The sequence below is a fragment of the Pseudomonas sp. B414 genome, assembly GCF_055408445.1.
In genome coordinates, this window is sequence record NZ_JBUZTQ010000060.1 from 1 (window position 1) to 12019 (window position 12019).

A 12019-nucleotide genomic window follows, 5' to 3' on the forward strand; every position below is an offset into this window, starting at 1 on the left:
AGTCATGGGAGAGGTGATGCAGGAAGCCTTGGCTATGCGGCATGATGCTCCGGCTTCAATTCAATAACCGTGTTGCACTCAGCTCCTGCAACCGCCCTGACTATTGGCTTACAAGTGATCAACCGACAGTATTGATCGCTACTGTTGAAAAAGCTGAAACAATGATGCGTTATTTCGGACCATTGTTACTTGCACGTCTTAACCTATTAATAATAGACGAGGCTCATCAGATAGTCCCGGAAGACAATGAGAATACACGAATAAGTTTTTCTGAGCACAGCAACCGTTCAGTTAGACTTGAAAATCTAGTGGCAAGAATTCGAACTCATCGACCCGACGTAGTTCGTATAGCGCTCACTGCAGTAGCTGGGGGCGCCTCAGGCCCAGTTGCGCGCTGGATTGAAGGTCGTAGTGATGCTGAAGCCGTAGGGGTTCGCTATCGGAGTACTCGGCAAGTTCTTGGCGTACTGGAGACCGCTCAGAGCACTCGCGGGCGGATAGAATTGGAAATCATGAACGGCCAACCATTATTTGTCCGAGGCCAAGAAGAACCGGTATTTCTGACTCTTAAAATGCCTGCCATGCCTCTGCTTCCGCCGAAAATGCGCAACAGCCTCAACCGGTTCAATTGCTTGAGCGTTCTTTGGACATCGCTCCATCTTGTCGAAGAGGATCAGCGGATTCTAATATCGGTCACTCAAGAGCCTGAGAAAACAATGCGCTGGTTCGTTGAAGCGATACAGCTTGTTGCTTGGGCTGATGTTCCGGCGATTGTCATTCCTGAAGGCATACTACGCGCACGTTTTGAGGAAGCAAGATCAGTATGTATTGATTATTGTGGTAAGGATTCCTATGAGCTGTTCCTTCTTGAACATGGAATAGCTACCAGCCACGGTCAAATGCCACAACGACTGCGCCGCTTAATGGTAGAGATGATCGAACGGCGAATTTGTCCCATTACTGTCGCTACCGCCACTCTGACCGAGGGCGTGAACTTACCTTTTGATCTAATCTTTCTAACCTCGCTAAAACGTCGATCGTGGGATTCGGAAAATGAGAAACAGGTAATCATTCCTCTATCAATTTCTGAGTTTCGTAATCTAGCAGGCCGCGCAGGCAGACCAGGAGCTGCAAAAGGTATTGAAGGAATGACGTTAATCGCGTTGCCATCTAACATATCTACGACTGCTGCCGGACAAAAAGCGACTCAGCACAAGCAGCGGCAGGAGTTGTTCCAGGATTACGTCGCCCTTCGGTCAGCTCTACTTGTGGATGAAATAGAAAGTGACGAGGTAGAAAGTCCCCTGGCTCTTCTTCTGACCGCCATCCGAGACCGAGCGCTGGAATTAGGCGTTTCTTCAGTAGACTTTTTGAAATGGCTAGAACAAGCGCTCCCAGAGGACGTCAGCAAGAAAGTCGGCGAATGCTCCACCGAGCCAAATGCTCGACTAGCGGACGCGTTAGATGAATTGGACGGAATTTTACTTACTGCGCTCGAGGAGATTGGCCGGGCAGAAGACATGGAAATCACCGGGCCTCGTGCAGAAGCGCACTTGGTTGAGCTTTGGAGCGCAACATTTTCTTCTGTAGCGGCAGTACAGGAAGCATGGTTGGAACAGGCTTTTGTGCATCGTGGCCAAGCTGTTATTGAAACATTTTACCCAGACCCTGATGAGAGACGTCGCCTCTACCAATATGGTTTCTCACCCGTAGTTGGTAGGAAATTTGAGACTGTTGCTCCTCACATTCATCAGATCATGGCTGAAGCAATCCATTACGGTGAAGCGGATACATCTGCCCGCCTCAGCGTGTTTGAGGCAATAGGTAATCTGCTCCGAGATAATCCTGGATTTGGATTCAGGGTGCGGGCGACAGATACGGATCAACATTTGCTGGATAAGTGGACGGATGTCTTGGCCTGGTGGATGCATCAGCCTCAAGCAACCCATCCTGCTGCAGAAAGTCTTCGAACGTGGCAACGATTTGTTGCGGACAACCTTGAGTTTCGTCTGGGTCTGGTAATCAGTGCGGTAGTAGCGCAGGCGTGGTCCAGTGGGGCTGATGATCCAATGGCTATACCTACGCTATCAGATTGGAAAGGGACAACGGGGTTACCGTGGTTTGGTTTCTGGGCAAAGGAATTACTAAAGTGGGGCACCCATGATCCCTTTGTAGCGTTTGCACTATCTCAGAGCTTAGCATCGACCCGAGAGGCGGCATCTCAGCGGCGAAATGAATTCGAAGCATGGTTACGGGCCGAGTATGTTGAGATTGAAACTGAGGATTTAATCGATCCTCAGTATTTTTTGGAATGGGAAGCTAGCCTGCCCCGGCGGGGGCATTCGTCAATTACTGACGATCCAGAAACTGCAGAATTGACTGGTTCAGACGGACGTCATCGAGTTTACAAAGTTATTCCGGTGACTAGCGGCTATGTCGTTAGATGGCTGGATCCCGCTGGCTTCGAGTTAGCTCGCTCAGAGAGGGGAGCGCACGAACATGGCAATAGAGATGTCCGCAATGATTACGAACTACGCAAAGGACGGAGAGGCTCAATAGTGCACAAGATATTCACGGCATAGTCCCCTCCTGCAGCCAACTATCGAACGCAGCCAGCATCACAATAGGTACGAGAAGATTAACGATAATGGGTACGAAGCAAGGTCATCAGATCCCTTACATGCGACTGGCATGGCATTGCTACCTTGTGAAGTATTCCAATCGGTATTCCAATCAAAAGACAAAACAAATATTAATCATAATAATCAATAACATAAGAGACCAATTCAAATTACCCCGGCCCACCAACTCAACATCTAAAGACGTCCACGGACGTCTTTTTTTGTGCCTGGAATTCAGCAAAAGCTTGGAGACAGATGATTCCCGCTTGTCTACCTCTCCCCCTTACACCTGCACGCTCGGCATCACCTGGATCGCCGATTGGGTGCCCCGCGTCAGTTCGCGGTACTCGTAGGTCACTTTGTCGGGTGAGACTTTGCCGGTGTAGCCCTTCTTGATGTTGCTGACGATGTAGTTGAAGTCGCTTTTGCTGCGGGTGGTGACGACGATGTTGGCTTTGCTGCTGGCGCTGGATACGTAGTTACCCACTTGCAACAGCGGTTGTTTGAGGCGCTTGTCGCGTTTTTTTACCAGGGTCTGCGGTACGTTGACTTGCATCGAGTCCATGCTTTCGACACTCGAGGCCCCGACGTCGTTGCGCTTGTCTGCCGGTACAGCTTCCTGGCGGGTGGTCAGTTGTACCACTGCGACATCACCCGACTGGCGCTCGATGGCCGCCTTGGCCTTTCGGGCGTTTTCCAGGTCCTTCTGCCGACCCACGTAGTAGCCCGTCGGAGCACCCAGGGCCGCGCCAATGGCGCAACCGGTGCCGGGGTGGCCGCCGGTCCCGGCCGCAATCGCCGCACCGCCAATGCAACCCAGCACACCACCGACCGCCGTGCTGCCCATGGGCGAATTCTGGCAACCACTCAATAATAAACCGCTGGTGCAGGCTAGCAAAAAGGTCGATACAGCAAGTGCGCGCGACAAGGGCGACTCCTTTCGGGATTGAAGATTAGCGTTCATTCAGGCTGATAACCGTAGGTCAAGCCACCGAGCAGGTGCAGGCGCACTCGTTCGTTGAGCGGGTAAAACACCGGCTGGACCTGCGCCGTCCACTGCACACTGTGGGCAATGATCCAGCCCATGAGCCCAAGCGTGGAGCCGCTCTGCTGCTTGAGGTCGAGAAACAGCGGCTGCTCGGTCACCTTGTTGGTCCAGAACATCGGTACCGTCAGCACCACCAGCGCATAGCCGACGAAGGCGGCCATGTAGAGCCTCGGCGGGACATAACACAGCACCCGGGTAAAGAAGCCCAGGCACTTGAAGATGTGGGTGAAGGCGCCAAGCAGGGAAAACAACAGGGCGATCATCGGCACGATCAGCGCTCGGTAGCTGTCACGACCGATCTGCGCCTTTTCGCCTCTGTCGCGGTAGTTCTGCGGGTCGACCAGGCGATCTTCGATCAACTGTCTGGCATCGTAGCTGATGGTCGGCCGGTACACGGTTTGCTCGAAGGCGCCAGGCGACAGGTCGGGTTGCAAAGTGATCAGGTACGGTAAATGCAATGCGTCGCGCCACTTGTTCTGGATTGGCAGCTGCGCAAAAAACTGCCCGCGCGGCAAGCCCGGATCGATCCATCGTCCGATCGACTCTAACCCGGAGGCATAGGCATTGCGGGCCTCAAGCTGTACACGCCGGGCCACGGCCCGATTGAAACCCGCGCGGTCATTGGGCTTCCAATCGTCGGCTACGTTGATGCCCTTCTCGCGCAGCGACTGGCGGACCGTGCCGGCATGACGCCGGGGCACGTTGTTGGGGGTGAGGCGGCGATTACGTTGCTTAAGGCTCTGCACGTAGTCGCTCCAGGCCTGTTGCTGATGCCGGGCGATGGAGGCTGCGCTGATTGCTTCCCGGTAACGACTGCTGCCCAACTGGTACTGGCGATAGCTTTCATTCAGTTCGGCCAGGGAGTCCTGGTAGTGGCGATAATTAACCTCGGCATCGCCGCGCACGGTTTCGGCGAATAACTCAAAGAACGGCTCCGCCTGCTGCTTGATGCTCTCAGTCAGGTGAGCCGCCGATAGCAGCATAATGGGCAACGTCGCCAGCAGGGTTTTGCCCTCGGGGCGTTGCAAATCCTCGGGTGTAAGGTTCAGGCCGGTCAGCTTGAAATCGTGGTGCACCATCAGGAACGTCATCGGCACACCCAGGGCCGCCCGCGCGCGCTCATCGGGCGTCGAGCGATCCACCAGATGATTGACCAGCGCCAATTGCGCAAAGTACGTAGTGCCGATGCAGCCGACGATGACCACGGCCGCCCAGATTGTCGTGCGCAGACGGCTCCAGCCCTGACGCAAACCCTTTTTCAGCACCATGCCCAGCCCCAGCAAGGCCACCGCCGTGCCGGCGATCAAGCGTCCGTAGAACTCGATGGACTCCACTTGATGATGGCTGGCCAAGCCGCCGACCACATCCAGCAAACGGGCGTTGAAGCCCATTTCAACCATCAGGTACAGCAGCGTCAGGGTCAGCATCACCAGGGCAAGCACACGTTCCTGGCGCCGTGGCAGGGGGTTCTTGTCTTCCCGTAGCCAGCGCATCAATGAAGTGGCTGGCGAGCGGTGCAACGCACGGGGAGCAAATCGCTGGAGCGGTGTCAGGCTGGTCACGACTTGGTCTCCACCCTGGAGATCAGGTTGATCTCTACTCGGCGCCGGGGTGGCGTAGTGGCCTGTGCATGTTCGACAACCGCATCGGCTACCGGCTGCGGCAGCGCGGAAGGAATCGACTTCTTGGCCGGCGGTTTGGGCGCGGGTTTGGTTAATGGGGCTGGCACCCTCGCCTCGGGTTTGGCCACCGGCGGCACGGCTGGGGGCACCGGCACAGGCCTGGTGGCCACTGGCGGTCTGGACGCCGGTGCAGCGACAACCTGCGGTCGGGCTTTGGACAAGCCATGCAGCAGCCCCGGCAGGTCGACCTTCATCGGCCCACGGAAATTCTTGTCCTTCGAGGAATAGGTCCAGGCTTCGGAGCTGCGGCCATTCATCTGCATGGCGACGAAACTCTTGCCGTCCTCACTGCGCTGGAAGGCCAGCATATCGCCACAACCCCCCAGTTGATAAGGGCCCCAGACTGTATTTCCGGAGATCACCACCAGCGCGGTTTGCGAGTCGCACTGGGCGGTGCGATAGCTCATGACCACCGCCGTGTCGCCGTCCAGATCCATCGTGGTTTCAACGGTGCTTTCACGCCAGTCGTCAGGCAGTTGCACCTGCAACTTGCGCTCATGCAGGCTCAGATAGGCCCTGCCCGCCGGGGTTTCCATATGACTGAAAGGCCCGGCCACTGAATTGAAGCGGCCGATCACCTGATCGGCCTGCACTCCGAACGCGCTGCACAGCAGTACGAGCAACAAACCGCGAGTCACTAGGCTGGCCAGTGTTCGCAGCGCTCTGATGGGTTTCAACGTGGTTCTTCCTTTAACCGGATACTTGGGCGAGCCGACATTCCGCTGCGCGCCGGAATGCTAGCATAAAGCCATAAATTCGCGATAACCCCGTCGTACCCTGCACATTGCGCGACTACTTTTCTGCAATGTTTTCCAGGACGGGACTGTCACCCATGCTCCGCCGCCAGCAATGACCTGAACTGAGCAATACTCTCTGCAGGCAGCCCCGCAGCTTCGAATACTGCGCAGGTAAAACTGACGGGGGCGGGACCCGGCGCCGTAATGATACGCTCGCTAATTACCGCGCCCTGGCTGCTTTGATAAAACGAGGCGCCCGCGTAAGCCGAGGCATTCTGCTGCAGGAACTCAGCGCTGTTTGAGGTATGAGCCACCCGATCCAGAAGACCCGCCCTTGCCAGTGCAAGTGTGCCGCCACAGATGCCGGCAATTGCCGCTCCACTGGCATGACCGGCGCTCAGGAAGTCACGCATATCCGGTGCATCCGTTTGCTCCCAGATCATGCCTCCAATAACCACCACCACATCAGGCTGCCACTCAAGGCATTCTTGCAAGCTGCTATCCACCGTGACAGGCAATCCACCCTGAGAGCTGAACTGTCCTGTTACAGGGCTGAAAAATCTGACGTCGATCCCGTAAAACGGAAGGCCAGTGCCTGCGATAAAAGCGTATTCCCAATCTGCAAAACCAGGTGTCAGTATCAAACCCACGCGAGCCATCAATTAAATCCTCCATGAATACAAAAAAACTGACCATACCGCGTGCCTGCAGGATAAGCGCGATGTTCTGGAAACCTTCGCGAGCAGGCTCGCTCCCACAGCGAGAGTCACGCTGACCAGCAGCAAGCTATAGCCAGGCATGATCCTTGGCACATGCAGTTGTGTTTGGCAAAAACTCAGCGTTGCACCGCGATGCATTTGATCTCCACGAGCAGGCCCGGTCGTGCCAGCTCACTGACACCTATGCATGTCCATGCACAGGTGCCCCTTGGAAAGACTTCATCCTTTACACGTCTGAAGACAGGCATATGGCGCTGCATATCAACGTGATAAGTGGTCATTTCGACGACGTCTTCAAATGTGCAGCCACCCGCGGCCAACACGAGCCGCAGATTTTCCCACGCGGCCAAAAACTGCTGCTGCGGGTCCTCAATCACTGACAACTGCGGCGTACGGCCGACTTGACCCGCGCAGTAGAGGGTTTTGCCAACCTTTACTGCTGGTGCGTAACCGGCACGCTCGGCTAGCAACCTCATTTCATCTGGAACGATGATCTGACGATCAGTCATGGTCTTGGCAATCCAGGAATTTAAAGGCCACAAAACCTACTCCACTACCAGAGCGCCGTCCAGCCGAGGCACATCGCAGCAGAGGTGAGCGTTGGTTTAACCGGCGATCAATAGCCTGGAGTAATCGCAAAGCCTTTGTGCCATCGCCCCGATATCTTGACTGACACCCACCCAGCGGCCTGGTCGATAAAGGGCGACATAATCAATATCAGGTAGCGGCGGGTCGGATTTTATTTCGCATAAGTCACCCCGTTCCAGAAGATGCTGCAGGCAGTGTTTGGGTAAATAAGAAATACCCAGCCCTGACATGGTCAAGCCGACTTGTGCGAGCAAGTTGCTCACGGTGACGGTTCTTGAGAAATTGATATTTTCATGCGCGAACCATCTTTCATAGAATAGGCCGGAACCAGATGAAGTCCCTTGGGCCAATAGTTTTTGCTCAGAAAGATCATTCAATGTTCACATTCGTTCGCTGTCCAGTAACCTGGGCGAGCACATCCAGACCAGGCGTACCGTTTGCAATGCAACCGTTACGGATCTGGAGTCAGAGAATATATCTGGCAGAACAACAAGGTCTAACTGGTCTTGTTCAAACTTGCGAAACAGCTCGGCCCCTACCTCGACGACGGGTTCCAATTGCAGGCGCGGATAAACCTCACTCACGGCCTCAACCAGTGAGGGCAGCCAGGTCATGGCTGTCAATTCCGTAACGCCAATACGATATCTACCGACCAGGGCGGACTTGTCACTGACTTCACCGAGCATTTGATCGCGCCTGTAGAGCAGGTCGGTCGCATGCTCCAACAGCAAAGAACCTTTTGTGGTCAGTCGGGCGGTGCGCCGGGTGCGATCAAACATGGCGACACTGAAGGTTTCTTCAAGCTCAACGATTCGTTTGGAAATCGCAGACTGGGACATATTCAACTTGGTAGCCGCCGCTTCGAAGCTTCCGAGCTGAGCAATCCAGTACAGAGCCTCCAATTGTTTAAAAGTCACCATTAAGAGAAGCCTTGTGTATATCCGGTAGTGTGAAAAGAGCGGCGGCATGGTCATCAACCCGGGGGATCTGATACTCGGAGACGCTGACGGTTTGCTTTGCGTGCCGTTTGATTCTGCGCAATACATTCTGGACGCCGCACTGACCAAGTGCGCGGCGGAAAAGGTCACCGTTCAAGAGATCGAAGAAGGTCGCCTTGATACCACCTGGATTGACGCACAGCTGCAACGCCTGGGCTGCAAAGCATGAAGATCGTCATTCTCGACCGTGACACGCTATCGCCGCAAACCGTGCTGCGCACGCCCTCATTCGAGCATGAGATCCAGTCCTACGGGCGCACGGCAGCCGAGCAAGTGGCCGATCAGATCGCCGATGCTGATATCGTAGTGCTCAACAAGGTGAAGCTGACCCGTGAAGCCATCGCAACCGCGAAGAAGCTTCGCCTGGTTGCGATTGCCGCCACGGGTACGGATAACGTCGATATTGCTGCATGCCAGGCCCGTTGCATCGTGGTCAGCAATATCCGCAACTACGCCATCAACACGGTGCCGGAGCACACCTTTGCCCTGATCTTTGCGCTACGCAGGAGTATTTGTGCCTATCGTGAAGCGGTACGCCGGGGCCGCTGGCAAGAAGCCCAACAATTCTGCTTCTTCGATTACCCCATCAAGGACCTGGCAGGCTCCACGATTGGCATCATCGGCGATGGTGTGCTTGGCCAGGCCGTAGCCAACATGGCGCGCGGGCTCGGTATGCGGGTGATTTTCGCCGGTTACAAAGGCCATTCCGGCCTCGGCTCGCTGTATGTACCGTTTGAGCAGACGCTTGCTGAAGCCGACATTCTGACCCTGCACTGCCCGCTGTTGCCTGAAACTCGCAATATGATTGGTGCCCCCGAGTTTGCCCTGATGCGCCGCAAGCCTTTGCTGATCAATACCGCGCGCGGCGGGCTGGTAGACGAAAGTGCTGTGGGGGCTGCGCTGGAGGCAGGGCAGATCTCTGGAGCAGGCTTTGATGTAGTGATGACAGAACCGCCTGCACCGGATCATCCATTTATGAAACTGGTTGATCGTAACGACTTTATTCTCACCCCCCAAGTCGCGTGGGCGAGTGATGAAGCCGTACAAGGGTTAGCGGACCAACTGATCGATAACATTGAAGCGTTTGTCCGTGGCGAGCCCAGAAACGTAGTTTAAAAACCGATAGTTGAATCAAAGCTGATAACTACCTGGATTGGCATTCAATGCTAGAACTCATAGCAACCTTTAATAAGCAGGTTGTGTCTAAAACTTTGGAGGACGCTCAATGATTGACCACCTTGATCACCTGGTACTGACCACTGTAAATCTCGAGGCCTGTAAAGACTTCTATATCCGCGTGCTCGGCATGCGATTCGAAGCCTTTGGCGAGGGCCGCCGGGCGCTCCACTTCGGCAACCAGAAGATCAACATTCATGTACGCGGGCATGAATTCGAACCCAAGGCTCACTTACCCGTTTCCGGGGCGCTGGACCTTTGCTTTATTACGAACATAAGCCTGGATAAGGTCATTGCCCACCTGGAGGCAGAGTCCTGGCCGATCATTGAAGGGCCGGTGCTGCGTACCGGTGCGACAGGCACTATTCGTTCGGTTTATCTGCGCGATCCGGACTTGAACTTGATCGAGCTGTCCGAGCTGCACCAAAACTGAGTCCCCGTTAAAACGTAAAAGGCCGGGTATGAGCACAATGTTGTTCACTTAAGCGATTTCTACCTCTGTGGGAGCGGCGGTGCGACGATTCGACTTGCCCGCGATGGTCGTAAACGATGACGCGAATTTACTTAGTAAATGCGGCGCTCAGAAGACCATCGCGGGCAAGCCCGCTCCCACAATTGAGTAGCGTTGCTCTTAAGTGAACAACATTGCGGGTATGAGCACCGTTGTGCCCTCCGACACCGCCTTGCTTTCGTTGACCACGCACGGTCTGGACAGTGCCAGCTGTCCAGACCTGCGCCAAGCAGTCCACAGAACATTTAAGTCATTTCTTCTGTGGGAGCCTCAACCCCCCTCTTCTGCCCTCCCCGCCGCAATCAGGAAAAAAAATTGCGCCTGAAATGAACTGTTTTCAGAGGCGGTTACCCCTGAAAAAATTATCAAGGCCGTCCATTTTTTGGCGATTCCGTTCGTCCTGGAAATCCAGGCGCAGGCCTCATTGATCGGGTGAACGCCTCAGTCAATATACGTTTGCGCACTCTCTACCCCCACGCTTGGCGATGTTATAAACAACGTTATAAAACTTGATTACTTAAATATTATTAAACCGAACTACAAACAACGTCAATAAAACGACACCCACCAAACAAATTACAAAAACGCCACTGTATTGACATGCCAGTTTAGGCTCGGCAATAATCTTCCCGGCTCATAGAGCCTGTTGATGCAAATATCATAATCACATGTATTGCCCAACATTAAGCGACCCGAAACACCTCACTGGATAGTGCCTGGGTGCACTCTATCCATGCTATTGCTTTTTCACGCTCGCAGGGCAGTAATTAGTTGTTCTGTTGTTTTTTATTGCCGTTTGGTGACGAGCTTGTTCTGGGCAATTTCGCTGGCTGTCTACTTGCCCCTCTACTTATTGACGAGTAAAAAACATGAAAAAAGTCGTATTGTCTCTGGCTGCCTTGACGTTGTCTGTTACTGCTTATACTGCAGTGGCTGCAAGTGGCAACGTCGCCTTCACAGGTGAAATCGTGCAGTCCACCTGTAAAGTGTCGGATCGCGACCAGAACAAACAAGTTTACCTGGGCAAGTATCCAACTACTGCATTCCCGACCTCTGGCTCCACCAGTGGCGCCAAAGCATTTGATATCAACCTGGAAAAGTGCGAAGCCGGTGATTACACCCTGCGCTTTGATGGCAACACTCCTGCCGGTCACCCGGAACTTCTGGCCGTGACTGGCGGTGCAGCCGGTGTCGGTATCGAAGTACTGGACAACAATGGCGCCACGCTGCCAATCAGCCAGAACGTGACCAGCCCCGCTCTCGTAACTGTTGCTGCAGACGGCGCGAACCCGGGTTCTGCCACCTTCAACCTGCGTGCTCGCTACAAGTCCTACCAGGACGTGGTGACAGCCGGTCTGGCGAACTCCACCGCGACCTTCTCCATCGAGTACAAATAATCACATTCGCTGGAGAAATACTGGCCAAGGATGGCCTATTTTTGAGCGCTTGAATTACCTATGAAAAAAGTACTCTTGTGTGCTTTGCTCGCCTGTTCCGCGAACACGTTTGCTGGCATTCAGGTGGACGCCACACGCGTTATATACAATAGCGAAAGCAAATCAACATCGCTCTCCATCACTAATGATAGCGATGATACCTATATGGTTCAGACCTGGCTGGATACCGGTGACGCGGCCCAGATCCCCACTGGTATACCGATTATTGTCACCCCCCCCATTTTAAAACTGGCGCCGCAAAAAGACGCTATTTTACGCTTTATCTATTCCGGCAAAGGGTTGCCACAGGACCGTGAGTCGCTGTTCTGGATCAATGTCCAGGAAATCCCTCCTGCCCCGAAACAAGACAACGTACTGCAAGTTGCCATTCGCACTCGGATTAAATTGGGCGGCCGCGAAAACTGAGTGCAACACCTGACCTTTCCGGTACGGTGCTGCCCCTATGTCCTATTCCGAACTCAGCGTTGAAGAGCGCGCGATCA

The 12019-nt window shown here is 54.3% G+C and carries 11 protein-coding genes and 1 pseudogene; 6 read left to right on the top strand and 6 right to left on the bottom strand.

The features are described from left to right. Positions 1–512: 512 nt before the first annotated feature. Positions 513–2582: a hypothetical protein gene (locus tag ACZRMH_RS25310; RefSeq protein WP_464015758.1), complete on the top strand. Its 2070-nt coding sequence runs from the start codon at positions 513–515 to the stop codon at positions 2580–2582. Positions 2583–2904: 322 nt separating this feature from the next. On the opposite strand, the gene ACZRMH_RS25315 is transcribed toward ACZRMH_RS25310, so the two are convergent. From ACZRMH_RS25315 to ACZRMH_RS25340, 6 genes and pseudogenes are all read right to left on the bottom strand, one after another. Beyond that, the gene (locus ACZRMH_RS25315) at positions 2905–3549 is read right to left on the bottom strand and encodes a glycine zipper domain-containing protein (protein WP_464015759.1); all 645 of its coding nucleotides are present in this window, start codon (positions 3547–3549) and stop codon (positions 2905–2907) included. Between the two features lie 32 nt (positions 3550–3581). Continuing rightward, positions 3582–5231: a hypothetical protein gene (locus ACZRMH_RS25320; RefSeq protein ID WP_464015760.1), complete on the bottom strand. Its 1650-nt coding sequence runs from the start codon at positions 5229–5231 to the stop codon at positions 3582–3584. Further along, positions 5228–6028, bottom strand: a complete 801-nt coding sequence (locus ACZRMH_RS25325) for a hypothetical protein (protein WP_464015761.1) — start codon at positions 6026–6028, stop codon at positions 5228–5230. Before ACZRMH_RS25325 ends, ACZRMH_RS25320 begins: the two co-directional genes overlap by 4 nt. Before the next feature lie 149 nt (positions 6029–6177). Next, positions 6178–6747, bottom strand: coding sequence for a DJ-1/PfpI family protein (locus ACZRMH_RS25330; RefSeq protein WP_464015767.1), 570 nt, complete (start codon positions 6745–6747; stop codon positions 6178–6180). Positions 6748–6923: 176 nt separating this feature from the next. Beyond that, entirely contained in the window at positions 6924–7316 is a 393-nt protein-coding gene (locus ACZRMH_RS25335; protein ID WP_464015762.1) for a RidA family protein, read from the bottom strand. Positions 7317–7412: 96 nt separating this feature from the next. After that, positions 7413–8441 (bottom strand): annotated as a pseudogene (locus ACZRMH_RS25340) (LysR family transcriptional regulator). Here ACZRMH_RS25340 and ACZRMH_RS25345 point away from each other — a divergent pair. The 5 genes from ACZRMH_RS25345 to ACZRMH_RS25365 all read left to right on the top strand — a co-directional run bounded on the left by ACZRMH_RS25345 (position 8362) and on the right by ACZRMH_RS25365 (position 11942). Further along, on the top strand, positions 8362–8562 hold the full coding sequence (locus ACZRMH_RS25345; RefSeq protein WP_464015768.1) for a hypothetical protein: 201 nt from the start codon (positions 8362–8364) through the stop codon (positions 8560–8562). The pseudogene ACZRMH_RS25340 and the gene ACZRMH_RS25345 sit on opposite strands and share 80 nt — an antisense overlap. Then, entirely contained in the window at positions 8559–9509 is a 951-nt protein-coding gene (locus tag ACZRMH_RS25350) for a D-2-hydroxyacid dehydrogenase (protein WP_464015763.1), read from the top strand. The genes ACZRMH_RS25345 and ACZRMH_RS25350 overlap by 4 nt, the downstream gene beginning before the upstream one ends. 109 nt (positions 9510–9618) lie before the next feature. Then, complete coding sequence (locus ACZRMH_RS25355; RefSeq protein ID WP_464015764.1) at positions 9619–10002, top strand: VOC family protein; 384 nt, start codon at positions 9619–9621, stop codon at positions 10000–10002. 947 nt (positions 10003–10949) lie between these two features. Further along, positions 10950–11477 carry a fimbrial protein gene (locus ACZRMH_RS25360; RefSeq protein ID WP_464015765.1) on the top strand — a complete coding sequence of 176 codons (528 nt, stop codon included), beginning with the start codon at positions 10950–10952 and terminating at the stop codon, positions 11475–11477. A gap of 60 nt (positions 11478–11537) precedes the next feature. Next, complete coding sequence (locus ACZRMH_RS25365; RefSeq protein WP_464015766.1) at positions 11538–11942, top strand: fimbrial biogenesis chaperone; 405 nt, start codon at positions 11538–11540, stop codon at positions 11940–11942. Positions 11943–12019: the final 77 nt, after the last annotated feature.

Excerpts from the sequence above, each read along its gene's own strand:
- ACZRMH_RS25310 (WP_464015758.1), top strand. The coding sequence starts at position 513 with ATGAACGGCCAACCATTATTTGTCCGAGGCCAAGAAGAACCGGTATTT.
- ACZRMH_RS25330 (WP_464015767.1), bottom strand. The coding sequence starts at position 6,747 with ATGGCTCGCGTGGGTTTGATACTGACACCTGGTTTTGCAGATTGGGAA.
- ACZRMH_RS25335 (WP_464015762.1), bottom strand. The coding sequence starts at position 7,316 with ATGACTGATCGTCAGATCATCGTTCCAGATGAAATGAGGTTGCTAGCC.
- ACZRMH_RS25345 (WP_464015768.1), top strand. The coding sequence starts at position 8,362 with ATGGTCATCAACCCGGGGGATCTGATACTCGGAGACGCTGACGGTTTG.
- ACZRMH_RS25350 (WP_464015763.1), top strand. The coding sequence starts at position 8,559 with ATGAAGATCGTCATTCTCGACCGTGACACGCTATCGCCGCAAACCGTG.
- ACZRMH_RS25355 (WP_464015764.1), top strand. The coding sequence starts at position 9,619 with ATGATTGACCACCTTGATCACCTGGTACTGACCACTGTAAATCTCGAG.
- ACZRMH_RS25360 (WP_464015765.1), top strand. The coding sequence starts at position 10,950 with ATGAAAAAAGTCGTATTGTCTCTGGCTGCCTTGACGTTGTCTGTTACT.
- ACZRMH_RS25365 (WP_464015766.1), top strand. The coding sequence starts at position 11,538 with ATGAAAAAAGTACTCTTGTGTGCTTTGCTCGCCTGTTCCGCGAACACG.